Below are 23,786 nucleotides of genomic sequence, written 5' to 3' on the forward strand. Positions count from 1 at the left end.
CGATACGGAAAGTAGGATAAATGAGCGACTACAAACATACTTTAAATCTACCGGAAACTGAGTTTCCGATGCGTGGTAATTTGGCGCAACGCGAACCAAAGATGCTGAAAAAATGGTATGAAGAAGACTTATACGGTCAAATTCGCATTGCGAAAAAAGGTAAAAAGCCATTTATTTTGCATGACGGTCCTCCGTATGCAAATGGTAATATTCACCTAGGTCACTCAGTAAATAAAATCCTAAAAGATATTATTATTAAGTCAAAAACGCTTTCAGATTTTGACGCACCCTACGTGCCAGGTTGGGACTGTCATGGTCTACCCATTGAGCTACAAGTTGAAAAGAAAGTTGGCAAGCCAGGCAAAAAGGTATCAGTTGCTGAGTTTCGCGAAAAATGCCGTGACTATGCTAAAAAGCAAGTTGAAGGTCAAAAGGTAGACTTTAAGCGTCTTGGTGTTTTGGGTGACTGGGACAAACCATACTTAACCATGAATTTTGATTTTGAAGCCAATGCTATTCGTGTACTTGGTCGTATTATCAAAAATGGCCACCTACACAAAGGTGCAAAACCAGTTCATTGGTGTACAGACTGTGGCTCGGCACTTGCTGAAGCGGAAGTTGAATATCAAGATAAGCAATCTCCAGCTATAGACGTAAAATTTGTATTTGCAGACCAAGCAGCAATTGTCGACGCGTTTAGCTTGACCGATGGCCATGAGGGCAAAGGCGAAGTAAGTACTGCAATCTGGACTACAACACCTTGGACATTGCCTGCAAACCGCGCTGTAGCGGTACATGGTGCACTAGAATATGCGTTGGTACAAATCGAAGATGAAGGTCAAGAGCAGCGAATTGTACTTGGCTCTGAGTTAGTCAAAGATGCAGTAGACCGTTTTGGCTTTAAGCACTTCCATGTATTAGGGTATGCAAAAGGCGCAGCACTTGAAAATCTTCGTGTTGTACACCCATTCTTGGACTTTGATGTTCCAGTGATTTTAGGTGAGCACGTAACAACAGATTCAGGTACTGGTATTGTTCATACGGCACCTGGTCACGGTCAAGAAGACTTTGTAGCAGGTCAGGCTTATGGCCTTGAAGTTGCAAACCCTGTTGGTGCAAATGGTGTTTATCTACCGGACACGCCAATTTTTGCAGGTCAGCACGTGTTTAAAGCGAATGACAGCATTATCGAACTGTTGAACGAAAAAGGTGTGCTGTTCCGCCATAAGGCACTGACGCATAGCTACCCGCATTGCTGGCGCCACAAGACTCCTATTATTTTCCGTGCGACGCCGCAGTGGTTTGTGAGTATGGATCAAGCGAACTTACGCACAGATTCACTGAATGAAATCAAAAAGACCGAATGGTTACCAGAGTGGGGTGAAAGCCGCATTGCAAACATGGTTGAAGGTCGCCCAGATTGGTGTATTTCTCGTCAACGTACTTGGGGTGTACCAATCGCGCTATTTGTTGACAAAGACACAGGTAGCCTGCACCCAGATACAGAAAGCTTAATTGAAGCCGTTGCCAAGTTAGTAGATGAGAAAGGTATTCAGGCTTGGTATGACCTTGAGCCGACAACTTTACTGAGCGATGCAGATGCGCAGCAATACGTTAAAGTACAAGATACACTCGATGTTTGGTTTGATTCTGGTGTAACACACGCTTGTGTAGTAGATGCCCGCGAGGAGTTAAGCGGTCCTGCTGATCTGTATCTAGAAGGTTCTGACCAACACCGTGGCTGGTTTATGTCATCAATGATGACTTCTGTTGCTATCAACGGTCATGCGCCATATAAGCAAGTGCTAACGCATGGCTTTACGGTAGACGAAAAAGGTCACAAGATGTCTAAGTCATTGGGCAATGTGATTTCACCGCAAGATATTATGAATAAACTGGGAGCAGACATTCTGCGCCTGTGGGTTGCGTCAACAGATTATACTGCTGAGATGACGGTATCTGACGAAATTTTTAAGCGCTCAGCGGATCGTTATCGCCGTATTCGTAATACAAGTCGTTATTTACTTGCTAACCTAAGCGGTTTTGATCCAAAAACTGACTTAGTAGCGATAGAAGATATGGTTGAGCTAGACCGCTGGATTGTAGCGCGTGCAGCACAACTACAAACTGAGATCAAAGCAGCCTATGACAAGTATCAGATGTTGCAAGTTACACAAAAGCTTATGAACTTCTGTACTGGTGAGCTTGGCTCTTTCTATCTTGACGTAATTAAAGATCGTCAATACACCGCGAAAAGTGATAGCCACGCTCGTCGTTCTTGTCAGTCAGCGCTTTATCATATCGCTGAGGCGATGACACGTTGGATGGCGCCGATCATGAGCTTTACCGCACAAGAAATCTGGGAAGTTTTACCGGGTGAACGTGGAAAGTTCGTATTTACTGATACTTGGTATGATGCAATTGAAGGTGCAACAGAAGGGTCACTAAATAACGAATACTGGCAGAACTTACTGGCAGTACGTGACGAAGTGAACCGTGTACTTGAAAATGCGCGTAAAGAAGAAGTTATTGGTGCGACTTTACAAGCTGAAGTAACGCTGTACACGGGTGGTGATTTAGCTGAGCAATTAAATGCTATCGGTGATGAACTGCGCTTCGTACTATTGACTTCAAAAGCAGTGGTAGAGGTGGTGAATAGCCAGCCTGAACATGCTATCTCAACAGAAATAGATGGTTTGTTTATCAGTGTTACTGCAACAGAAGCTAAAAAGTGTGACCGTTGTTGGCATTATACTGATGATGTAGGTAGTGACTCACAATACCCTGATATTTGTGGTCGCTGTATCAGTAATGTTGAAGGTGATGGCGAGCAACGCCAATTTGCCTAGGAGTCAAATGTGACACAAACTACACAGAAAAGTGGTCTAGTGTGGTTGTGGCTTAGTCTACTGCTTTTTGCAGTAGACTACTTCACCAAAGCACTGGTAATGACCGAAATGGATCTCTATGAGTCCATCGATATCCTACCTATCTTCAATTTAACCTATATGCACAATTATGGGGCTGCATTTAGCTTTTTAAGTGATGCGGGTGGTTGGCAGCGCTATTTTTTAAGTGGTATTGCTATTGCCATTAGTACGTTATTAGTATTTTGGCTGCGCAAACTTCCGGCTTCGAATTGGCAGTTAGGTCTTGCATATTCACTCGTACTCGGAGGGGCAGTTGGCAATTTATTCGATCGGATCATCCACGGGTATGTGATCGACTTTTTGCACTTTTATTATCAGGATTGGCATTATCCGGCATTTAATGTTGCGGACATGGCAATTGTTGGTGGTGCAGCACTGCTTATTTTTGATGCCTTTACCAGTGGCGATAAACCACAGGAGAAACAATCGTGAATGAACAAGTGATTGGAGCAAAATCAGAGGTTTTGTTTCACTTCTCAATAAAGTTAGAAGACGGTTCAGCGGCCGACTCGACTAAGGTCCATAACAAACCAGCCAAGCTTTTTATGGGCGATGGCAGCTTAACTGAAAACTTCGAAAAATGCTTACTGGGACTAAAAGCAGGCGATGAAAAGTCGTTTGAGCTTGAGCCAGAAGATGCGTTTGGGCAACCAAACCCTGACAATATTTACTACGTTGATAGAAGTAAATTTGGTGCAGATACACCGGCTCAGGTTGGTAGTATTATTGCCTTTACTCAACCTGATGGTACTGATCTACCTGGGTTGATCCGAGAAGTTGCTGGTGATTCGGTAACGGTGGATTTCAACCACCCGCTTGCGGGTCAAAAAGTGACATTTGAAGTTGAAATCCTAGAGGTAAGCAATTAATGGAAATCTTGCTCGCAAACCCAAGAGGATTTTGTGCTGGCGTTGATAGAGCCATCAGTATTGTTGAGCGTGCGCTCGACATTTTTACTGCGCCCATCTACGTCCGTCATGAAGTTGTGCACAACAAGTATGTGGTGGATGGTTTAAAATCTCGTGGAGCCGTGTTTGTTGAAGAGCTGGATGAGGTACCCGATGACAGTATCGTCATTTTTAGTGCACACGGTGTTTCTCAGCAAGTCCGTAACGAAGCAAAGCGCAGAGAGCTAAAAGTGTTTGACGCTACTTGCCCGTTAGTGACCAAAGTGCATATGGAAGTAACTCGCGCTAGTCGAAGAGGCACTGAATGTGTGCTGATTGGACATCATGGTCACCCTGAAGTTGAAGGGACGATGGGGCAATATGACAACCCTAATGGTGGTATCTATCTTGTTGAGACACCCGAAGACGTAGCGGTGCTTGAAGTTAAAGATGCCAATAACGTGTTTTATTGTAGCCAAACGACACTCTCTGTCGATGATACAGCTGACGTTATAGACGCTCTGCGAGAGAAGTTCCCAAACATAAGTGGCCCGCGTAAAGATGACATTTGTTATGCGACCCAGAATCGTCAAGATGCGGTACGTGACTTGGCAGACAAAGTTGATTTACTTCTTGTTGTTGGTGCTAAAAACAGCTCAAACTCGAATCGCTTGAGAGAGTTGTCGGATAAAATGGGCACTAAATCTTTTTTGATTGACGACGCCTCTTCCATCGATGAGTCATGGTTATCAAATGTCGAAAAAGTTGGTGTGACAGCAGGAGCATCGGCACCTGAAGTATTAGTACAGCAAGTTATAACTCGGCTTCAGGAACTTGGCGGTAAAACCGTTGTTGAAAATCCAGGGCAAGAAGAAAATGTTGTCTTTGCAGTTCCTGTCGAGCTGAGATAGCAGGATAGGGCGATGACACCGAGAATTAGGTTGTTGTCAGCACTATTATCAGAACGAGGCATACTAGCTTTACTAGTTGCCTCGCAGCTCTTTGCTTTTTTATACTCTTTGATCATTTCAGGACCATTTTGGCAGAGTTTGGGTCTTGTTAGCTTATTTATTCACTTCACGAGCTTTTTATCTCTCACTATCTTAGTAGTGATACGTCGCTTCGTAGAAACTCGCTCTGATCTTGTTGAAGCAGGCATACTTATCTTAGTGTTTGTGATGGCAACGGCGCTCACCAGTTGGTTCTTTCCTTACTTATTTACGCTACTTGGATGGATTGATGAAGCCAAAGTTGAGATCAACCTTTGGCGGAACATTGCAATGTGTTTGTGCATTATGACTATCTTTGCTCACTTTCTCGCAATTTTTACAGACAACATCCGCAAGGTAGAAGCATTATCTCGGGCTGAACTAGAAGCATTGCAGGCAAGGATCCGACCGCACTTTCTATATAATACGTTAAATACGGTTGCTGAGTTGATACATCTGGATCCGAGCAATGCAGAAAAATCAGCGCTAGCACTAGCTGATTTATCCCGTGCAGCGATGTCAACCCAAAGTGTTGTACGTTTAGACGATGAAATTCAAATGTGTAAAGCGTATCTGGATCTGGAACGCTGGCGGTTTGCTGAGCGCTTGAGGGATGACTGGATACTAGAAAATATCATAGGAGATGAGCGTATCCCTGCACTTATTTTGCAGCCGCTCGTAGAAAATGCAGTAAGCCATGCTGTTGAGCCAAACCCCTCTGGTGCAGATATTAAAATATCTATCCATCGAGCTGGGCGCATATTGACGATAGTGATTGCCAACTCCTACAATCCAACATTACAACCTACTCACCAAGGTCATGGTATTGGTCTGAGTAATATCCAGCGTCGTTTGGCGCTATATTATGAACCGTCTGTTGATTTTGAGGTTAATGCCAGTGAAGACAGCTTTACCGTTTCTATTTGTATACCGTTATGAATACGTTAATACCTTACCTCATTGTGGATGATGAACCACTCGCAAGAGCTCGCATTAGACGATTGATGGACAAACAGTTGCGATTTGTCTGTGTGGGTGAAGCGAATAACTCAGCAAGTGCTAGACCAGTACTTGATGAAACGGCGGTCACACTTATTTTTTTAGATATTTCTATGCCAGGTGAGTCCGGTCTGACGTTTGCCACTGAACTTAGACAGCGGTTTCCTCGGATAAAAATTGTTTTTTTAACAGCACACCCAGAATATGCACTTGAGGCATTTGATTTGCATGCTAATGGCTATTTGGTGAAACCGCTGCGCGAAGATAAGTTGATGGCTTTATTGATGACTATTTTCCCAGAAGTAGAAACGATTAGCTATCATGTCGGAAATGAGCTTCGTCATGTGCAATTAGCCGATGTGCTTGTGGCACAAGCAGATGATAAATATACTCGTATTACGTTAAAGTCAGGGACAGATGCACTTGTCGATATATCACTCAAAGCATTGATGGATAAATTCCCCTCACACTTTGTACAAATCCACCGAAGCACGCTTGTCAATCGTAATGATATCGCTGTATTGGAGTCGCAGGGACACAAGCACTTTGTTGGTTTAAAGTCGTTATCTGCACGATACGAAGTGAGTCGAAGAGCTTATTCCCAATTAAAAGCGCTACTGTAATAAACCGTTTATCGGCTAAATAAACCTTTCAGACCATTTCACGTTGAGTTTCAGATCCTCCTGTTTACACTGAACCTAGGATAATAATATTCTGGTTCCACTATGAGGATAAAATACAGGCAGCAAGGCTTCACTCTGTTAGAAGTGCTCATTGCCTTTATGATTCTGAGCTTTGGGTTATTAGGCGCGGTGGCGCTGCAAGCAAAAGCAAAACAAGCAAGCTTTGACTCAATGCAAAGAGCGGCAGCAGTTGAATTGGCCAGCGACATTATGCACCGTATTCGTAGTAACGACGCAACGAATATCGCTACTTTATACAACGTTGATTTTAATAGTACCGAAGCGGTGCAAGACACAACGGCATGTTATAACAACTTTTGTAATGCCGCAGCCATTGCACAGACGGATATTGCGAATTGGCGTCGAGCGATTAGAGCGCGAGAAAACACAGGCGCATTGGATAATGCAGTTGTATGTATTAATCCAACGACAGGGGCGGACGCCTCGGGGATCAATGTAGAGGTTATCGTAACATGGCGCGGTCGCCAAGCGATGACAGCGCTAGAGAATAACCCCGCAGGTGATTGTGGTGTGGCTGACGATAGGCGCAGGGCGGTTGTAATGCAGACATTTGTACTCATTAGGAGTGAGCCATGAGAAAAGTACTTGGCTTTACTTTGCTAGAAATCATGATAGCTATGTTTATTGGTGCCATGCTTTTAGGTGGCGTTATTGCCACCTATGTTGGAATGAAAGCCACGACAAGCGATACCATGCAAATCGGAGAGCTTCAGGAAAAAGGGCGTTTAGCGTTGTCAATTATGCGTCGTGATATTGAACAAGTTGGTTTTTGGGGCACGTTTTACGACAAAGGGTTTACACTGGATAACCAAAGTGCGCCAGCAAACCCTGGTAATGACTGTTCTGGTGGGATTAACAATGGCAGTTTTCCGAACAACCAACCAGCTAACTTTAGACCAATTTGGGCCACATTTACGACTAATGCTACAGCGCTCGGCTGTGTGACATCTGCAAGACCGCAATCAGAAGTACTACAAGTAAAATTTCTGGAAGGAAACCCGGTCACAACAGTAGGGCTTGTCCCTGACATGGCGGCGATCCGAGACACAAGGTATTACTTTATTGCTCAGCAAGAGCAAGCTGAATTTATTGCTGGGGGTAATATCGCTAATATGCCAAGTGTCAACGCGACGTTATGGCCATACAGTCATCACGTTTATTATGTCAGTGAAGAACAGCAAGTGATCAATAATCGCACCCTTACCATTCCGGTGTTAAGGCGACAACGTTTGCTCGTCAATGGCGGAATGAGTGATGAGCTGGTCATTGAGGGGGTTGAACAAATCCGCTTTGTTTTCGGTCTAGATACAGACTATGACGGTCGCGTTGATAGGTATCGACACACAGCCAATATGTCTGAAACCGATTGGGAAGGCACCCGCGGTATTTTGTCGTTACAGCTTTTTGTATTGGTTAGGGTATTGCAACCCGATCCTGACTTTGGTGTACAGGCACGAATGTACACCCTAGGAAATGACCCTAATAGACGTGAGCTGACTTACACAGACGCTATTCGTCGCACCGTATTCTCAACCACTATTTCAATGCATAACATGGGGGGCTCATCGTGGGAAATGTAAAACAGCGAGGAGTAGTTTTGATCATGGCCATGGTAATGGTGGTGGCTGTGATGGCGATAGCGGTGACACTGATGAGTACCAGTACACTGGATATTAAAATGACACATGCGGTGATGGAGCGAGAAGAAGCTGAAAGTCTGTTATTTGGTGAAATGCAGCGCTTGATCAGGCAAGAACAAAGGGCGCCAAACAACGTTTTTTTACGTTCACGGCAGCAACTCGCTGATGATGGTGCAACAGTACAGACTCCTGGCGGCCTTCAAGCTACGGTAACGAATTTAAACAATGGTGAGCTGGAGCTATTTTGCCCACGCCAATTTGATTATACCGCAGGCTTTGTTTGCAACATGACAGAGGTACAGGCCACAGTAGGGTATGGTGATAAGGGTCGTCACAATGTCACAATTGTGATGGGAATAGGCCAAGAAATTGTCAGTGTTTCTAACTAGTATTTCTCGAGTACAGACTATGAATAAGCTCTTTTATGTTATTACCGTTATAGCAATAGTGCTACAGACTGCAAAAGCGGAAGATATAGAACTTTATGTTAAACACAATGTGTCAACTCGGGAGCAGCCGAGAGTTTTGATGCTTTTTGATACCTCAGGCAGTATGGCTTGGGATTCACAAAATGGTAAAACCTGCTATGAACGCTACTCCTACAGGTATCGAGGGCGCTGGCGGTATGGCTATCGAGAGGCCGAGTGCTTTAACGGTAGTAATTGCTACCAAGCTAACCAATATAACCAAGCTGTTCAAGGTTGTGCCGATAGCCGTTTAAAGGTTGCTAAAGACGCCATGCGTAACTTAGTAACTAAGAATGATGACATTCAATTTGGCTTATCTCGTCTGTATTCATCAAGTGGTGGATATATTTTAAATGGCATTGGCAGCAGCCAGTCTGATATTGTAGATAAAATAAACGCCTTGCCAGCATCGGGGTCAACTCCGCTATCAGAAACGCTGTGGGAGCTTTATAACTACTTAAAAGGCGGAGATGTATATTGGGGAGAGAATGGTGGCTATGACCGAGATAGAAGTATTGAAAGTGGTGGTGATTACATTTCTGCATTTAAGCGTCAGCCCGGTGCAGAAGAGCGCTGTGATACATCTGTAAATTTGATCTTGATGACAGATGGCGATCCAACTAGTGATACCGACTCGAATAATAGCATAGTCAATGAGTATTATTCTGTGTATGGCGCATATCCGGATTATTTTGATGTAAATGCAGGCTCTGGCGTTACCAGAAACTACTTACCAGCATTAGCAAAAGCCATGCGTGGTACTTCGCAGGTAAAGGTTGACTTATATCCGACTACCCCAGATGAACATGATTTTGCACGTGTATTTACCATTGGATTTGGTAATGGGATGTCAGAGCTAGGTAAGAATTTACTTGCTGAAACCGCAGAGCAGGGCGGTGGACAATACCTACATGCTAATAGCGCAAATGAGTTGTCAGACGTACTAAAAACTACCATCACCAACATTCGTAACATTAGCGCTAGCTTCAGCTCGCCAACCGTTTCTGCTAATGCAGAAGATCAAACGCAAACTGGTGATGCGCTTTATTATACTTTGTTCAAACCTGAAACTCATACACGCTGGCGTGGTAACTTAAAAAAGCTAAAGTTTGAGAACAAGAAGATAATTGGCCAAGAGAAAACGTCAGCAATTGACAGCAAAGGAGCCATTTCAACTAACGTTACAACCTACTGGTCTGAACCAGGCTCAAAAGATGGTAACAATATAGAAAAAGGCGGAGTAAATTACGCGCTTCAAAATCAGATCAGCAGAAAAGTACTATCTGATTTTGGTGGCAGTGCACTGGTTAGTTTTACCTATACTAATGGTAAAAATACCTACGGAGATCATGCTAGTTTAGCTTCAGCTATGGAGATGAGTGGGGCAAGTGAGGGCCAATTACAAGAAGTTTTTGATTGGGCGATGGGTCAAGATGTTGACGATGATGATGGCGACAGTAACCGCTCAGAAAGAAGAGCGGATATTTTCGCCGATCCACTTCACTCAAAGCCTGCTACGGTTGACTATGGTAATGGAGACGTCCGTATTCTCGTCGGTACGAATGCTGGTATGCTGCATATGTTTAAAGACAGTGGTAATAGTGTTAGTGAGAGCTGGGCGTTTATTCCTGGAGAGCTGCTGCCAGTCTTAAACTCAGTTAAGACACAAAAACCAGAAACAAAAATTTATGGGGTCGATGGTCCAATTACGACTTATTTTCATGACCTAAATAAGAACCACAAAGTAGATAATGGTGATAAAGTCTGGGCGTTTGTTGGTTTGCGACGCGGCGGGAATGAGTATTATGGCTTTGATATTACCGACCCTGATTCGCCTAAATTATTGTGGGGTGGGCCTATTTCTGGTGACAAGACCAAGTTTAATCACCTAGGGCAAACGTGGTCGAAGCCGGTTGTTTCTTTTATTGAAAAACAAAAAGAAAGGCCTGTATTAATATTCGCCGCGGGTTATAACACGAATAAAGATAATGTCTCGAGATCAGAAGATAAAGACAATAAGGGCGTAGGGCTTTACATGGTTGATATTATGTCTAGCAATGCTGATATTGTTTGGTCACTAACAGGTGATGCTTTTAAAGGAAAGCATAGTATCGTAGCGGAGCCAACACTGACTGACTCTGATTATGATGGCTTTGTTGACAGAATATATTTGGCCGACACCGCAGGTAGTATTTGGAGAATTGATATTCCTGGTCCAAATCCCAATGATAGCGACGAGCCTTGGACACACTTTGAGCTTGCCCGTTTAGGCAGCTCCGCAGCTGATCAAGATAGGCGTTTTTTCTATCGCCCGACTGTGGCAAGGACATTCTATAGCCAAGTCACAAAGACAGTGAACAGAGACAATGTTAATGATACTCGAATCGATAGGAAAGACACGCCATTTGACGCTATTGTCATTGGTAGTGGTAACCGTTCCAAACCAACAGATTCAAGTGTGACTGACTATTTATTTATGATCCGAGATATACACACCAAAACACAGTCGTTCGTTAATGATATTCCCGAACCCATTTTGGTTGAAGAGTTAATGGAAATGAAAAACGACCCATTTGGTAATGCTGTTAGCGATCTAAATACATTTATCAACCTAGAGGTAGAGCTTAGTAAATTTAAAGGTTGGAAATATCAGCTATCCGGCGGCGAAAAGTCCTTAGCTGCGACAACAGTTATTGGTGGAGTTGCATATTATACTTCCTTTACGCCAGCTGATCAGACAACACAACAGTGCACATTGACAGGTGGTAAAGGACAGCTTTATATGTTTCATCTTCATTATGGAACAGGTAAAACCTATATTACATCACAAGACTTACCTGATACACCGACCATGATCGTGAGAGAAAACGTGGTTTATATCCCAGGTCCTGGTATTGAAGCCGGTCCTGATGCAAGTACGCCATTTGCGCCACCAAGTATTCCGAGTGAGCCGGTTCCTGTCGTCGGAGAAAATGGTTTAATCGAAATTTTTAAAAGTAAAAGTACAGGAATAAGAACTAGGCAGCTTTACATCTATAAACGGGAAGAAAGTGATGAGAAAAATTAACGGGCTACCTCATAATCGTCAGGGCTTTACGTTAATCGAAGTCATGATAGTGGTGGTAATAATTGGCATCATGTCAGCTATAGCGTACCCTAATTATACTGACTACGTCAGACGAGGTGCACGTGCTGAGGCGATGACTGTGTTGCTCGATGCAGCAAATAAGCAAGAACAGTTTTTTGTTGATAATCGTCGCTACTCCAATGATTTAGGTGCAATAGGAGTACCTCGGGAAACAGGTAATGGTTACTTTGTTATTACCTTACAAAATGTCACTGTAGATACATTCAGGGTTGTTGCAACTGCAACTGCGGGCCCAGTAAGAGGAGACCAAGAATGTCCAGCACTAACAATTGACGAGCTTGGTGTGCGTGGCGTAGCTGGCGTAGTAGGGCAAGCCCAAATTGATCGTTGTTGGGAGCGATAAGCACACATCATGAGGGAGATGTCACTCCCTCATTGATTACACTTCTCAGTATCTTTAAGTGTACTACGTCCAGTGTAACTAACTGATAGTGCAAGTCCTGATGTATTGCTACTATTGCAGTAAATAAACGTACCATTATATAACCCTGCAAGGTGGCCAAAACGGCGAAATACCACAGCATGGCGAGGATAAACTAATGTATCTCCACGCGCTGTTGAGTCAAATACACTTAACTTAACGTCTTTACCTGTAAAAATACCTACAGGGTAATAGTCTACAAATATCGTAATAGACTTATGCCAATCACGTTTGTCGCAACGGTCTTTGTTTAAGGGGCAAAGTGTGACAGTCGCATCATTAGCAACAGCTTTAATACGAGCAAAGTTAATTGCACGCCTTAATGCCTCTAACTTAAATTCAGCATTGTTAGCGCGTAACGACGAACTAAGAAATGGTAGCGTCAACGCGCTAACAATAAGAATAATGGTGATGCAAACTAAGCTTTCTAAAAGTGAGAAACCAAATTGACGACGCATATCCTTTGCCTCGAAATGATCATATAAAGGAGCGTAGCGTCACTATGGCTAAAAACAAGGAAAGTGAAAAGCTTTCAAGTTAACTGACATGATGTCTAAACAGAAAATAGGCTGCCTGGTTACGTTAGTTGATTAACTCACTGTTTATTCCGAAATCAGGTTAATTACACTGATCCTCAGTATCGCCTCTATAGAGTGCTGTGCCAGCTTGAGACACACTAAGTTGTTGATTGTTATCTTCACTGCCCGGACAATAGGTGAAATTACCAGTAGCTGCGCCACTAAGTAGCCCACTAGAGTCAAATCTTAGGCGATTATCGCCAGAAAATACCATATTATCACTGGTATTTACGACTTCCATTACTCTGTGAAGCGTATCATTATTGTTAAATTGGCCGTCATTATTCCTATCGACAAAAACGGAAATTCGGTTTGTTGCCCAATCATCTGCACAAGCGAACGGAGCCCGGTTTTGTATACTTTCAGGGGGAGCTGGGCATAGAATGACAATCTCATCAGACGCTGTAGCTTTGACGCGAGCAAAGGCAATATTTCGCTGTAACTCCTGTAAAAAAGATTGCGCGCGGTCACGTTGCAACAGGTTGCCATCAAAGCTAAATGAAACAGCTAATACAATTGCTAAAATGGCAATTGTTATCATAAGTTCTAACAGGTTGAATCCCGCTGATTGTTTCATTACTGCCTCACAACCAAAAATTAATAATTTAATATTAGTATTATTGCGTGAAATCACCTCAACTTTCAATGTCTTTGTTTGCCTTGAACAGGTGTATTGTCTAAAATCGACGCTATACCAAAGGAATCGAGATAGTCATGAAGAAAATAGAAGCAATAATTAAACCGTTCAAACTAGATGATGTCCGAGAGGCGCTTTCGGATGTGGGGATCACGGGGATGACAGTGTGTGAAGTAAAGGGCTTCGGTCGTCAAAAAGGCCATACTGAGTTGTATCGTGGTGCCGAGTATATGGTAGATTTTTTGCCCAAGGTAAAACTTGATATAGTCACGGCAGACGAAGATGTTGATAGAGCCATTGAAGTGATCTTGAAAACAGCACAAACAGGCAAAATTGGCGATGGCAAAATATTTGTGACTGATGTTGAGCGTGTGGTGCGGATCCGTACCGGTGAAGAAGACGAAGAAGCGATTTAAGCCAGTGAGTCGGCTATTGTAGTGTAGTCAGTCGCGACCAGTATGTAGTCGCGACTGACTAGTATATCTATTTACTGCGTGGGTTAGCTGATTTTGCTTTTTTTACGTTTTCTGCAAGATCCTGTAACCCCAATTTACGGTAACTCTTTTCCATAATATCAAAAGCTTGTTTTAGGTAACTACTTTGAGAGTAGTGTTCCACAACATATTTACCTCGATTAGCTGCTGCAAGGTACGCTTCACGTTCAAAGTAATATTCAGCTACTTTTAATTCATAACGCGCCATTTTGTTTAATAGCCAGACGATGCGCTTTTTGGCTTCTGGTGCATAAGGACTGTTGGGATAGTTTTTAACGAGTGTGGTTAAATCTTGAAATGCTACACGAGTACGATTTGCGTCTCTGTCAGCCCTATCCACTCCAAAGTACTCCTGAAATGCGTTTTCATCAGCTTTGATGCTTACAAGACCGCGCATGTAGTACATGTAATCAAGATCTTTATGGTTTGGATTTAAACGGATAAAGCGGTCAATTGTCGCTAGTGCTTGATCTGTGTTACCTGTTTGGTAATAAGCATAAACTAAGTCCATTTGAACTTGTCTTGCATATGGCCCAAAAGGGTATCTTGCGTTAATTGCGCCAAGTAACTCAATGGCGCGTGCATAAAGACCTGAATCTAAAGTTTGCTTTGCATCTTCATACAGTGCTTGTGCAGATTTGTTTGGTACGCGTTCTATATCTTCTTGTTCTGGTGCGGATGAACAGGCTGCCAAACCTAAAACAGACGCGGCTAACGCCAGCCTAAAGGCGTGTGTCCTTAAGTTTTTAATCATTTTATTTTACTACCTTTGTTTTCTTCGGCTAGGCCAACTCGGCAAAACCGAGTAAACTATGCATTTATACGATTCTAACCCAGTCGAGCACGGCTTGCACTGGTAAATTAGGTAAAGTTTCAGATGTCAGAGCAAATTTCCCTCCAAGCGGAGGTTCCAGTCGAACTCGGTGGTAAACGTCTAGACCAAATATTGGCGCAATTGTTCCCGGATTTTTCTCGTTCAAGAATAAAAACTTGGATCCTTGAAGATAAGGTCACCGTCGATGGTGAAGTTTTCAACACGCCTCGTGAAAAGTTATTAGGTGGTGAAAGCGTCGCCATTGAAACGGTAATTGAAGCCCAGCGTGAATACGAAGCGCAAGATATAGACCTAGACATCGTCTATGAAGATGATGATATTCTGGTGATAAATAAGCCGATGGGGTTGGTCGTTCATCCTGGTGCTGGTAACCCAGATGGCACAGTGTTAAATGCTCTGCTACACCATCACCCAGAAATCATTAACGTGCCTCGTGCTGGTATAGTTCACCGTCTTGATAAAGACACGACCGGTCTAATGGTTGTGGCGAAAACCATCCAAGCGCAAACACATTTAGTAAAAAACTTACAGGCGCGTGAAAACTTCACCCGTGAGTATGAAGCAATTTGTAACGGCACCATGACAGCTGGTGGCATGATTGAAAAGCCAATAGGGCGCCACGCTACAAAACGTACGCATATGGCGGTACATGAAATGGGTAAACCTGCTATTACGCACTACCGTGTTGCAGAAAAATTCCGTGCACATACTCGGCTTCGTCTGCGACTAGAAACGGGTAGAACGCACCAAATTCGCGTGCATATGGCATATTTAAACCATCCACTGATTGGCGATCAGTTGTACGGTGGCCGTCCTCGCCCACCGAGAAATGCCACTCAAGGACTTACAGAGCAGTTAAGAGCATTTAAACGTCAGGCGCTACATGCGATAAAGTTGAGTATCGCTCACCCAATTACGGGTGAGATGATGACATGGGAAGCGCCAGTGCCTGAAGATATGGTAAATCTGGTGACGGCGCTAAGAGAGGACACCAAAGAAAACCCAGACTTGACGCTGTAAGATGCAGCTAGCTCAGTGGCCACTTTCTCAACTTGTTGGGACACTATCGACAACGCGCGAAGGTGGTGTTTCTCTACCGCCTTTCGACAGTTTTAATCTTGCCTCTCATGTTGGCGATAATGCCGAACATGTTGCAGAAAACCGTCGAATTTTGCATGGTTACGTTGCCAACCCCATTGTTTGGCTTGAACAAGTCCATGGCGCTGAGGTTGTGGTGGTTGATGAGCAGTTTGAGGCGGCGCAAGTCCATCAAGCAGATGCAATCTATACGCGCTTACGGCAAACGCCTCTAGCTATCATGACGGCAGACTGTTTGCCGATCTTGTTGGCATCAGAAAGTGGCGAAGAAGTAGCAGCTATCCATGGTGGCTGGAAGCCGCTCGCTGCTGGTATTATTGCAAATACACTTGCTAAGTTTCGTTGTGCCCCTGAAGAAATTCACGCATGGTTTGGCCCTGCAATAGGACCTGATGCTTTTGAAGTGGGTGAAGATGTAGTAGATGCGTTCGAAGCACAAAAAAGTACGGCCTTTAAAGCTACAAAAAAGGGTAAGTACCTTGGTAATATTTTTGCGCTTGCTGAAACACTATTGCGCCAACAAGGTGTTATAAAATGCTACGGTGAGAGACACTGTACAGTCAGTTTGCCTGAGCTGTACTTTTCTTATCGTAGAGACAACATAACAGGCCGTATGGCGACTTTGATTTGGCGCAAATAATCAGGTTAAATTATTACTTTAACGCTTGATCTTCGCTCCACTAATACCCATAAATAAGGTAATTCAATATTTTATATGGGTAAATAAATCATGCGTTTAGATAGATTTACAAGCAAATTTCAAGCTGCGCTTTCTGACGCGCAATCACTCGCGCTTGGGCGTGACCATCAATTTATTGAACCTGTTCATTTAATGTACGCTCTGCTACAGCAAAGTGGCTCAAGTGTACGAGCGTTATTGGCGCAAGCAGGTGTAAGCGCTGATGAACTCAATACCAAGCTATCTCAAGCCATTGAAAAACTATTTAAGGTTGAAGGCGTAGGTGGAGATGTCCAGCTTTCGAATAACCTGATTTCACTTATCAATCTATGTGATAAATACGCTCAAAAACGCAAAGATAAATATATTTCTAGTGAGCTTTTTGTTTTTGCGGCAGTTGAAGACAAAGGAGCTTTGGGTGAAATTTTCAAAACTTTGAATATTACCCAAGCAAAAATCGAGCAAGCGATTAAAGCGATCCGAGGCGGGCAGAAGGTTGACGATCCCAATGCAGAAGATACACGTCAAGCACTTGAGAAATTCACCGTTGACCTTACTGAGCGAGCCGAACAAGGTAAACTAGACCCGGTAATTGGTCGCGATGATGAAATTCGTCGCACCATTCAGGTGCTACAGCGCCGTACTAAAAATAACCCTGTACTTATCGGTGAACCGGGTGTTGGTAAGACCGCTATCGTTGAGGGACTTGCACAACGTATTATCAACGGTGAGGTGCCAGAAGGGCTGAAAAATAAGCGTGTACTATCACTGGATATGGGGGCGCTAGTCGCTGGTGCTAAATACCGTGGCGAATTTGAAGAGCGTTTAAAGTCGGTGTTAAACGAGCTTGCCAAAGAAGAGGGGCAAGTTATTCTGTTTATTGACGAAATTCACACTATGGTTGGGGCCGGAAAAACCGATGGTGCAATGGATGCTGGCAATATGCTCAAACCTGCACTTGCGCGTGGAGAGCTCCACTGCGTCGGAGCCACGACGCTCGACGAGTATCGACAATATATTGAAAAAGATGCTGCACTTGAGCGCCGCTTCCAAAAGGTATTTGTCGCAGAGCCAACCGTTGAAGACACTATTGCCATACTCCGTGGCTTAAAAGAGCGCTACGAACTTCATCATTCAGTCGATATTACTGATCCGGCGATCGTAGCTGCGGCGAACCTGTCACACCGTTATATTACGGATAGACAGCTTCCAGATAAAGCCATTGACTTAATTGATGAAGCCGGTTCATCAATTCGACTGCAAATAGACTCAAAGCCGGAGCAATTAGATAGACTTGAACGTCGTATTATTCAACTGAAGTTGGAAGACAGTGCACTGGCCAAAGAAAAAGATGAAGCCAGCCAAAAGCGTCGAACCGAGATGCAAGCACTCATCAATGAATTAGAAATGGAGTATCGTGAGCTAGACGAAGTATGGAACGCTGAAAAAGCCTCGCTTCAGGGTACACAAGTGATCAAAGCAGAGCTGGAACAAGCGCGGTTAGATTTAGAAGTCGCGCGCCGTGCAAGTGATTTACAACGTATGTCTGAGCTGCAATATGGCCGTATTCCTGAACTAGAGCGTAAGCTTGACTTGGCATCCCAAGCAGAGATGCAAGAAATGAGTCTACTGAAAAATCAGGTTGGCGAAGATGAAATTGCAGAAATTCTCTCTCGCTGGACAGGGATCCCAGTGGCTAAAATGCTTCAAGGTGAACGTGAAAAATTACTCCAAATGGAAGATGAACTGCACAAAAAGGTCATTGGTCAAGATGAAGCGGTGAATGCGGTTGCCAATGCTATCCGCCGCTCTCGAGCTGGGCTTGCTGATCCTAATCGTCCAATTGGTTCGTTTTTATTTTTAGGCCCAACTGGTGTTGGTAAAACGGAGCTAACCAAAGCATTAGCCAACTTTATGTTTGATACCGAAGATGCCATGGTGCGGATTGATATGTCTGAATTTATGGAAAAGCATTCGGTGGCAAGGTTGGTAGGTGCGCCTCCGGGTTACGTTGGTTATGAAGAAGGTGGATATTTAACTGAAGCGGTGCGTCGCCGTCCGTACTCGGTGGTGTTACTTGATGAAGTAGAAAAAGCTCACCCTGATGTGTTTAACATCTTACTGCAAGTCTTGGATGATGGTCGCTTAACTGACGGACAAGGGCGTACGGTAGACTTTAAAAACTCAGTGATCATCATGACTTCAAACTTAGGCTCAGATGTAATTCAAGAGCAGGCCGGTAGTAATGATTACGCCGCACTTAAAGAGCGGGTGATGGCAGTGTTGGCAAATCAATTTAGACCGGAGTTTATTAACCGGATTGATGAAACCGTTGTGTTCCACCCGTTAGTTAATGAGCATATTAAAGAGATAGCGAGTATCCAATTAGCGCGATTAAGCCAGCGCTTAACGCAAAGAGGTTTTGTGCTTGAACTAAGTGACGCTGCGCTTGATAAAATTGCTGCAAGTGGTTTTGATCCAGTCTATGGTGCGCGGCCATTAAAACGTGCTGTACAACAGTACATTGAAAACCCGCTGGCACAGGATTTATTACAAGGTAAATTTGTGACAGGAGATACTATCAAAGTCGATGTAGTGGATGACCAAATCGTTTTTAATCATTAACCGAGATTTGGATAAAGCATAAACTATCCACCACTAACAGTATACAAACGCGCTTGCTGGAGTAAGGCAAGCGCGTTTTTCATTGTTGTAAATTGCGTCTTCTTTCGCGTATTCTAAAAAACAACAAGCTCTCTCTAAAACTGAATCTCTTATGATAAATGAGTCAACTACTTACGGTGTTTATGAGTTTGGTGATAGCAGCCAATTATGTCCGCTCACTCGTACTTTGCTAGCCCTTAACAACGGGCAGGTAGTGGTGAGGGTACTCAGCACCAGTGTTAACCCAATCGAGCTTAAAACAAGACAAGGCTTAGGCTATGTTGCAGAACAAAAAGAGGCAGGTACCTTTCTACCTTTGGGGTATGACTTATTTGGCGAAGTGGTGGGAGTATCTGACTCTGGTACACAACTTCAAGTGGGTCAACATGTTATAGGCATGGTTGGTTTTGCAAACAACCCTGGTACCTACAGTGATTATGTGGTTGCCAATGAAACTGAATTATTAGCGGTTTCAGCGCAAGAAAGTCTAGCGATCTCTGGTCTATGTTTAGCAGGCTTAACTGCAAAGCAAGCCCTTGATAAATTTTCCCAGTACGAGCGTCCTTTATATGTTTTGGCACCTACTGGGGGGGGGGGCCACTTAGCTATTCAATTAGCACAACTTCAAGGACGTAACGTAGTTGCTGTGTCCACTCGTGCAGAACACCCACTATTGGCTCAGCTAAATGTTACCGCGATTAGTTACGATGAATTTTATCAGTGTGATGTTGAATGCGACCTATTAGATTTGATTGGTGGTGAAATAGCACTACAGTGTTTGAATGCACTTCGCAGTGGCTCACAATTAGTTACAGTCCCCAGTGTGACCAAGGCACTTATTTGTGAGCAAGCCACGATAAAAGGGATAACGGCACAGGGAATGTTGGTTGCGCCTGATTTAGATGACCTGAAATATTTGTATCAGGCGTACCAAGCTGGCAAAATCAACATCAATGTGAGTCATTATTTTGATCTGGCAGACATTGCGCTTGCGCATGCTTATATGGAAAATGCGCAATATGTCGGTAAAGTTATTATTAAAGCCTGACCGTGGTGAGATAGGCAGTGATGGACAGTGAGCCTCACTCTTTTTATCAACACCCTTGGTATAAACTAATTTCGACCCCATAAACTTGAAATTGGCCTGTAGGTTCGAGGAAGAATTTTTGAAACAATTAGACTTAAACACTAAGCTGGATTTGTTGTCTGGCGGTGTACATCGCGGCGCTTTTAAGGGTATCAAAAGAGGTATCGAGAGAGAGGCCTTGAGGATCCAAGGGTCAGGAAAGATAGCAAAAACTCCACATCCAGAAAAGACTGGCCATGCTCTAACTAATGGTTACATTACCACGGATTTCTCTGAATCCTTATTAGAGTTCATTACTCCAGTCAGTGAAAATCCTGAAGAGACGCTAGCGCAGTTGTCTGATTTACAGAAATTTACGCTAGCCAATATGGGCGATGAGTTATTATGGCCTTTATCTATGCCATGCTTCATTGAAGATGAAGAAGATATTGTATTGGCGCAGTTTGGTACTTCCAACATTGGGAAGATGAAAACGCTGTATCGTGAAGGGTTAAAAAACCGCTATGGTAGTATGATGCAGGCCATTGCCGGGGTGCATTTTAATATCTCTTTTCCCGAGCAAGTATGGCAAAGCCTGCAATCCATATCAGAAGATAAACAAGCTCAGCAAACGTTTATCTCACAACAGTATTTAGGCTTAATTCGCAACTTTAAGCGTGAAATGTGGCTGATCAGTTATCTCTTTGGTGCTTCACCGGCGCTGTGCCCATCATTTTTGCAAGGTAAGAAAAGCGACCTACCATTTAAGACACTAGAAAACGGTGCTATTTACTTAGAATATGGTACTGCGTTGAGATTAGGTGATTTAGGTTATACCAATAGCGCGCAAAGCTCGCTGAAAGTGATGTATAACGACTTGGATGAGTATATCGCTGGACTTAGAGAAGCGATTAGATGTCGCTCTGATTTATATCATGAGATCCCAGACTACCGTGCAGCAGAGCCAAAGCAGTTAAATCGTAATATTCTACAAATAGAAAACGAATTCTACTCGCCAATTAGACCGAAGCGTAATGCGAAATCGGGTGAAACGCCAACTCAGGCACTAGAACGTGGTGGCATTGAGTACATCGAAATCCGTGCCTTAGATGTTAACCCATTTGAACATACCGGTATTAGCCTTGAACAAATTCATTTCTTGGATGTCTTCTTAACTTACTGCTTATTAAAGCCAAGTGCTGAGTTGACCTTTGATGCGCAAAAATTAGCAGGTAAAAACTTACGTCAGGTAGTAAACCAAGGGCGCTGTACTGAGCTTGAATTGGAAAGGGAAGGTGTACCAGTCACAGTAAAGCAGTGGGGGTCAGAGATCTTCGCTGATTTAGGTCGTGTCGCACGGATGTTAGATTCTAATAGTGGTAAATCTGTTTACGTAGAAGTGATTGAAAAGCTATCGCGCGCGATAGAGGCACCTGCACTGACCTTTTCAGGACAGTTGCTATCGCAATTACAAAACCGAACCCTTGAACAGGGGTCAATGGGACTTGAGCTTGCAAACAACTATAAGCAGCTGCATCAAGACGTAGAATATGGTTACTATGATGAAGCGGAACTTGCAGCATTTGCGCAGCAATCATTTGAGGATGAAGAAGCAGTAAGAGCTGGTGATACAGTTGATTTTACCAGTTTCTTAGATGATTATTTTTCTCGAGCATAAAAAAGCGCAGCCATAGGGCTGCGCAAATAAATTTCAGGGATGAAACAATGCTAAACTGCTGCATTCATAAGTTCAGACCAATGCAAATTGTTAAAGTTCATTAGGTTTCGAAAAAAATGCAAAAAAAATTAATTTTAGTTGGTCTTATTGCTGTTTTATCTGGATGTGCGACTGCACCACCAAAGCAACCTCATGATATTTGCAAGATTTTTGAGGAAAAAGAAGATTGGTACTATGACGCTCGAGACGCCCAAGAAAAATGGGGATCGCCCAAACATGTTCTGATGAGCATGATGTTTCAGGAAAGCTCTTTTCGTCATGATGCTGCACCTCCGATGGAATATTTCCTTTGGTTTATTCCCATTGGCCGTGCCAGCTCAGCTTATGGCTATTCTCAGGCCAAAACTCCCACCTGGTCAGACTATATTAGAGAAACGGGTAATTCTGGGGCAGACCGTGATGACTTCGACGATGCTATCGATTTCATGGCTTGGTTCGTTTACAAAACCAATAAAGTAAATGGTGTGTCTAAGTGGGATGCTTATGCGCAATATTTAAATTACCATGAAGGTTGGGGTGGCTATCGCCGTGGCACCTATAAAAAGAAAAAATGGCTCATGCAGGTCGCTAATAAAGTGAAACATCGCGCGGCAAGATACGCCGTTCAGCTAAAACGCTGTGAAGATGATTTGGATAAGAATTGGTTCGAAAGGCTATTTTCTTAGAGGCGTGTTTTCTTTATTTTAGAAAAGGTGATAGTGCATACTTGGAGGCAAAATTTAAGTCAGCATATTCACTTATATTGTTTAATCCCTGCCGGTACGCTCGATAAGGTTCAATGAAGTGAGATAGAAAAAGGCTATCATTTCTATTTCACTTTGATAACCCTAAAAGTTATCTTGCTTTTTACACAATTCCTAATGATCCAGACGTTATAAATATTACTTCCTATAGATTTAAAGTATAATATTACGCCCAGTTAGCTTAATATTATGTGCAAATTACATTGATAAGTATTCTGATGAGCAACATATTCAACAGAAATTTGAAACTTTTGATATTAAAGAATATGTCGCAAAAACAAAAAGTTAACAATGCCGTAAAGCCAAGGACACAAAACAGCAGGCTCGCGCTCCTTCGCCGCCAGCTTTAGCCAACTATTAACCGCCGCTTTTAGGGGCGTTGTTTTCAATCGGGTTCTAATCATACATTCGAAAAACAAAAAGGCAGAAAAATGAAAAAAGTAGTATTAGCAGCAAGTATTTTAGCATTAAGTGCGTGTTCAACAATGCAACCGCCACGCTACGCTGTTTCTGTAGATAATATTCAAACTTTAAAAAGTCTAACGGAGATTAAAGGCGAATTTGCATCATTAAATCAACCTGCAAAATTTAGTTCAAATTGTCGTCTAATGGGGCCAATTGAACCTGCGGATGGTTTATCGATTCCGCAATTTATTACTAAAGCTTTCAATGATGAATTGAAGATGGCTGATAAATATTCAAAAGATAATGTTAAAATTACGGGTGATATTACAAAAATTGAATTTTCATCAATTTCAGGTTTAACCAGTGGGTATTGGGAAATTGGTCTCAAATTGAAATCAACGAATGGAACTAATTTAACTGTTAATAATAAATATTCATTTAAGAGTGGTTTTGACGCAATCACTGCGTGTAATGCTACAGCAGATGCCTTATCCCCAGCAGTACAAGATTTAATTAAAGCAACAGTCAATCACCCTGAATTTTCAAAATTAATGCAAGAAAGCTAATAAGGTGCTCAAACGGAAAAATTACAGTTGACTAGCGCTCCGGGCAGTTTAGTCGAACTGTATTTTTCCGCTTATCTTAGCGTTAGCTGTACAAGGAA

Annotated in this window: 22 protein-coding genes and 1 pseudogene; 20 read left to right on the plus strand and 3 right to left on the minus strand. The window is 43.1% G+C overall.

The annotated features are described in order from the left end of the window. The first annotated feature begins 20 nt into the window (after window positions 1-20). The 11 genes from ileS to F9Y84_RS06535 all read left to right on the plus strand — a co-directional run bounded on the left by ileS (window position 21) and on the right by F9Y84_RS06535 (window position 12,107). Window positions 21-2,849 (plus strand): isoleucine--tRNA ligase, encoded by a 2,829-nt coding sequence (ileS, locus tag F9Y84_RS06485; RefSeq protein WP_125254257.1) that lies wholly within the window; start codon window positions 21-23, stop codon window positions 2,847-2,849. A 9-nt stretch (window positions 2,850-2,858) separates the two neighbouring features. After that, window positions 2,859-3,362: a signal peptidase II gene (lspA, locus tag F9Y84_RS06490; protein ID WP_125254256.1), complete on the plus strand. Its 504-nt coding sequence runs from the start codon at window positions 2,859-2,861 to the stop codon at window positions 3,360-3,362. After that, window positions 3,359-3,799 (plus strand): FKBP-type peptidyl-prolyl cis-trans isomerase, encoded by a 441-nt coding sequence (gene fkpB, locus F9Y84_RS06495; RefSeq protein ID WP_125254255.1) that lies wholly within the window; start codon window positions 3,359-3,361, stop codon window positions 3,797-3,799. Before lspA ends, fkpB begins: the two co-directional genes overlap by 4 nt. Next, window positions 3,799-4,728 (plus strand): 4-hydroxy-3-methylbut-2-enyl diphosphate reductase, encoded by a 930-nt coding sequence (ispH, locus tag F9Y84_RS06500; protein ID WP_128731376.1) that lies wholly within the window; start codon window positions 3,799-3,801, stop codon window positions 4,726-4,728. Before fkpB ends, ispH begins: the two co-directional genes overlap by 1 nt. A 12-nt stretch (window positions 4,729-4,740) precedes the next feature. After that, entirely contained in the window at window positions 4,741-5,745 is a 1,005-nt protein-coding gene (locus F9Y84_RS06505) for a sensor histidine kinase (protein ID WP_147388828.1), read from the plus strand. Next, window positions 5,742-6,428 (plus strand): LytR/AlgR family response regulator transcription factor, encoded by a 687-nt coding sequence (locus F9Y84_RS06510; protein ID WP_147388829.1) that lies wholly within the window; start codon window positions 5,742-5,744, stop codon window positions 6,426-6,428. Before F9Y84_RS06505 ends, F9Y84_RS06510 begins: the two co-directional genes overlap by 4 nt. A 102-nt stretch (window positions 6,429-6,530) precedes the next feature. Continuing rightward, window positions 6,531-7,085 (plus strand): type IV pilus modification protein PilV, encoded by a 555-nt coding sequence (gene pilV / locus F9Y84_RS06515; RefSeq protein WP_147388830.1) that lies wholly within the window; start codon window positions 6,531-6,533, stop codon window positions 7,083-7,085. After that, the gene (locus F9Y84_RS06520) at window positions 7,082-8,089 is read left to right on the plus strand and encodes a PilW family protein (protein ID WP_147388831.1); all 1,008 of its coding nucleotides are present in this window, start codon (window positions 7,082-7,084) and stop codon (window positions 8,087-8,089) included. Before pilV ends, F9Y84_RS06520 begins: the two co-directional genes overlap by 4 nt. After that, window positions 8,077-8,538 carry a pilus assembly protein PilX gene (locus tag F9Y84_RS06525; RefSeq protein ID WP_147388832.1) on the plus strand — a complete coding sequence of 154 codons (462 nt, stop codon included), beginning with the start codon at window positions 8,077-8,079 and terminating at the stop codon, window positions 8,536-8,538. The genes F9Y84_RS06520 and F9Y84_RS06525 overlap by 13 nt, the downstream gene beginning before the upstream one ends. Window positions 8,539-8,557: 19 nt before the next feature. Then, complete coding sequence (locus F9Y84_RS06530) at window positions 8,558-11,683, plus strand: pilus assembly protein (RefSeq protein ID WP_192503250.1); 3,126 nt, start codon at window positions 8,558-8,560, stop codon at window positions 11,681-11,683. Continuing rightward, entirely contained in the window at window positions 11,670-12,107 is a 438-nt protein-coding gene (locus F9Y84_RS06535; RefSeq protein ID WP_147388833.1) for a type IV pilin protein, read from the plus strand. The genes F9Y84_RS06530 and F9Y84_RS06535 overlap by 14 nt, the downstream gene beginning before the upstream one ends. A gap of 29 nt (window positions 12,108-12,136) precedes the next feature. Here F9Y84_RS06535 and F9Y84_RS06540 read toward each other — a convergent pair whose 3' ends face one another. Next, window positions 12,137-12,643 (minus strand): GspH/FimT family pseudopilin, encoded by a 507-nt coding sequence (locus tag F9Y84_RS06540; RefSeq protein ID WP_128731384.1) that lies wholly within the window; start codon window positions 12,641-12,643, stop codon window positions 12,137-12,139. Between the two features lie 160 nt (window positions 12,644-12,803). Beyond that, window positions 12,804-13,340 (minus strand): GspH/FimT family pseudopilin, encoded by a 537-nt coding sequence (locus tag F9Y84_RS06545; RefSeq protein ID WP_225740684.1) that lies wholly within the window; start codon window positions 13,338-13,340, stop codon window positions 12,804-12,806. 137 nt (window positions 13,341-13,477) lie between these two features. On the opposite strand from F9Y84_RS06545, the gene glnB reads away from it, so the two are divergent. Further along, complete coding sequence (glnB, locus tag F9Y84_RS06550; protein ID WP_010371023.1) at window positions 13,478-13,816, plus strand: nitrogen regulatory protein P-II; 339 nt, start codon at window positions 13,478-13,480, stop codon at window positions 13,814-13,816. A 67-nt stretch (window positions 13,817-13,883) separates the two neighbouring features. Here the strand turns inward: glnB and F9Y84_RS06555 are convergent, their stop codons facing one another. Beyond that, window positions 13,884-14,648: an outer membrane protein assembly factor BamD gene (locus tag F9Y84_RS06555; protein ID WP_128731386.1), complete on the minus strand. Its 765-nt coding sequence runs from the start codon at window positions 14,646-14,648 to the stop codon at window positions 13,884-13,886. 123 nt (window positions 14,649-14,771) lie between these two features. Here F9Y84_RS06555 and rluD point away from each other — a divergent pair, with 123 nt between their 5' ends. The 8 genes and pseudogenes from rluD (at window position 14,772) to F9Y84_RS06595 (ending at window position 23,688) form a co-directional block, all read left to right on the plus strand. Next, window positions 14,772-15,749: a 23S rRNA pseudouridine(1911/1915/1917) synthase RluD gene (gene rluD, locus F9Y84_RS06560; RefSeq protein WP_147388834.1), complete on the plus strand. Its 978-nt coding sequence runs from the start codon at window positions 14,772-14,774 to the stop codon at window positions 15,747-15,749. Window position 15,750: 1 nt separating this feature from the next. Then, a complete protein-coding gene (gene pgeF / locus F9Y84_RS06565) occupies window positions 15,751-16,467 on the plus strand; it encodes a peptidoglycan editing factor PgeF (protein WP_147388835.1) in 717 nt (238 codons plus the stop codon). Between the two features lie 90 nt (window positions 16,468-16,557). Next, window positions 16,558-19,131, plus strand: coding sequence for an ATP-dependent chaperone ClpB (gene clpB / locus F9Y84_RS06570; protein ID WP_147388836.1), 2,574 nt, complete (start codon window positions 16,558-16,560; stop codon window positions 19,129-19,131). A gap of 151 nt (window positions 19,132-19,282) precedes the next feature. After that, complete coding sequence (locus tag F9Y84_RS06575) at window positions 19,283-20,218, plus strand: zinc-binding dehydrogenase (protein ID WP_147388837.1); 936 nt, start codon at window positions 19,283-19,285, stop codon at window positions 20,216-20,218. Window positions 20,219-20,336: 118 nt separating this feature from the next. Then, entirely contained in the window at window positions 20,337-21,914 is a 1,578-nt protein-coding gene (gene gshA / locus F9Y84_RS06580) for a glutamate--cysteine ligase (protein ID WP_147388838.1), read from the plus strand. A 116-nt stretch (window positions 21,915-22,030) separates the two neighbouring features. Further along, window positions 22,031-22,639 carry a transglycosylase SLT domain-containing protein gene (locus F9Y84_RS06585; protein WP_147388839.1) on the plus strand — a complete coding sequence of 203 codons (609 nt, stop codon included), beginning with the start codon at window positions 22,031-22,033 and terminating at the stop codon, window positions 22,637-22,639. 30 nt (window positions 22,640-22,669) lie between these two features. Further along, window positions 22,670-22,753, plus strand: a pseudogene (locus F9Y84_RS22100) (transposase); the annotation flags it as partial. 395 nt (window positions 22,754-23,148) lie between these two features. Next, the gene (locus F9Y84_RS06595; protein ID WP_128731392.1) at window positions 23,149-23,688 is read left to right on the plus strand and encodes a hypothetical protein; all 540 of its coding nucleotides are present in this window, start codon (window positions 23,149-23,151) and stop codon (window positions 23,686-23,688) included. The last annotated feature ends 98 nt before the right edge of the window (window positions 23,689-23,786 follow it).

Source organism: Pseudoalteromonas peptidolytica (genome assembly GCF_012641745.1).
Classification (GTDB): domain Bacteria; phylum Pseudomonadota; class Gammaproteobacteria; order Enterobacterales; family Alteromonadaceae; genus Pseudoalteromonas; species Pseudoalteromonas peptidolytica.

What these genes read in the sequence shown, in the direction of transcription:
- ispH (WP_128731376.1), top strand. Translation starts at nt 3,799, where the DNA reads ATGGAAATCTTGCTCGCAAACCCAAGAGGATTTTGTGCTGGCGTTGAT.
- F9Y84_RS06510 (WP_147388829.1), top strand. Translation starts at nt 5,742, where the DNA reads ATGAATACGTTAATACCTTACCTCATTGTGGATGATGAACCACTCGCA.
- F9Y84_RS06575 (WP_147388837.1), top strand. Translation starts at nt 19,283, where the DNA reads ATGATAAATGAGTCAACTACTTACGGTGTTTATGAGTTTGGTGATAGC.
- F9Y84_RS06530 (WP_192503250.1), top strand. Translation starts at nt 8,558, where the DNA reads ATGAATAAGCTCTTTTATGTTATTACCGTTATAGCAATAGTGCTACAG.
- ileS (WP_125254257.1), top strand. Translation starts at nt 21, where the DNA reads ATGAGCGACTACAAACATACTTTAAATCTACCGGAAACTGAGTTTCCG.
- pgeF (WP_147388835.1), top strand. Translation starts at nt 15,751, where the DNA reads ATGCAGCTAGCTCAGTGGCCACTTTCTCAACTTGTTGGGACACTATCG.
- F9Y84_RS06505 (WP_147388828.1), top strand. Translation starts at nt 4,741, where the DNA reads ATGACACCGAGAATTAGGTTGTTGTCAGCACTATTATCAGAACGAGGC.
- rluD (WP_147388834.1), top strand. Translation starts at nt 14,772, where the DNA reads ATGTCAGAGCAAATTTCCCTCCAAGCGGAGGTTCCAGTCGAACTCGGT.
- F9Y84_RS06520 (WP_147388831.1), top strand. Translation starts at nt 7,082, where the DNA reads ATGAGAAAAGTACTTGGCTTTACTTTGCTAGAAATCATGATAGCTATG.
- F9Y84_RS06555 (WP_128731386.1), bottom strand. Translation starts at nt 14,648, where the DNA reads ATGATTAAAAACTTAAGGACACACGCCTTTAGGCTGGCGTTAGCCGCG.
- F9Y84_RS06540 (WP_128731384.1), bottom strand. Translation starts at nt 12,643, where the DNA reads ATGCGTCGTCAATTTGGTTTCTCACTTTTAGAAAGCTTAGTTTGCATC.
- clpB (WP_147388836.1), top strand. Translation starts at nt 16,558, where the DNA reads ATGCGTTTAGATAGATTTACAAGCAAATTTCAAGCTGCGCTTTCTGAC.
- F9Y84_RS06545 (WP_225740684.1), bottom strand. Translation starts at nt 13,340, where the DNA reads ATGAAACAATCAGCGGGATTCAACCTGTTAGAACTTATGATAACAATT.
- glnB (WP_010371023.1), top strand. Translation starts at nt 13,478, where the DNA reads ATGAAGAAAATAGAAGCAATAATTAAACCGTTCAAACTAGATGATGTC.
- pilV (WP_147388830.1), top strand. Translation starts at nt 6,531, where the DNA reads ATGAGGATAAAATACAGGCAGCAAGGCTTCACTCTGTTAGAAGTGCTC.
- F9Y84_RS06585 (WP_147388839.1), top strand. Translation starts at nt 22,031, where the DNA reads ATGCAAAAAAAATTAATTTTAGTTGGTCTTATTGCTGTTTTATCTGGA.
- F9Y84_RS06535 (WP_147388833.1), top strand. Translation starts at nt 11,670, where the DNA reads ATGAGAAAAATTAACGGGCTACCTCATAATCGTCAGGGCTTTACGTTA.
- F9Y84_RS06595 (WP_128731392.1), top strand. Translation starts at nt 23,149, where the DNA reads ATGAAAAAAGTAGTATTAGCAGCAAGTATTTTAGCATTAAGTGCGTGT.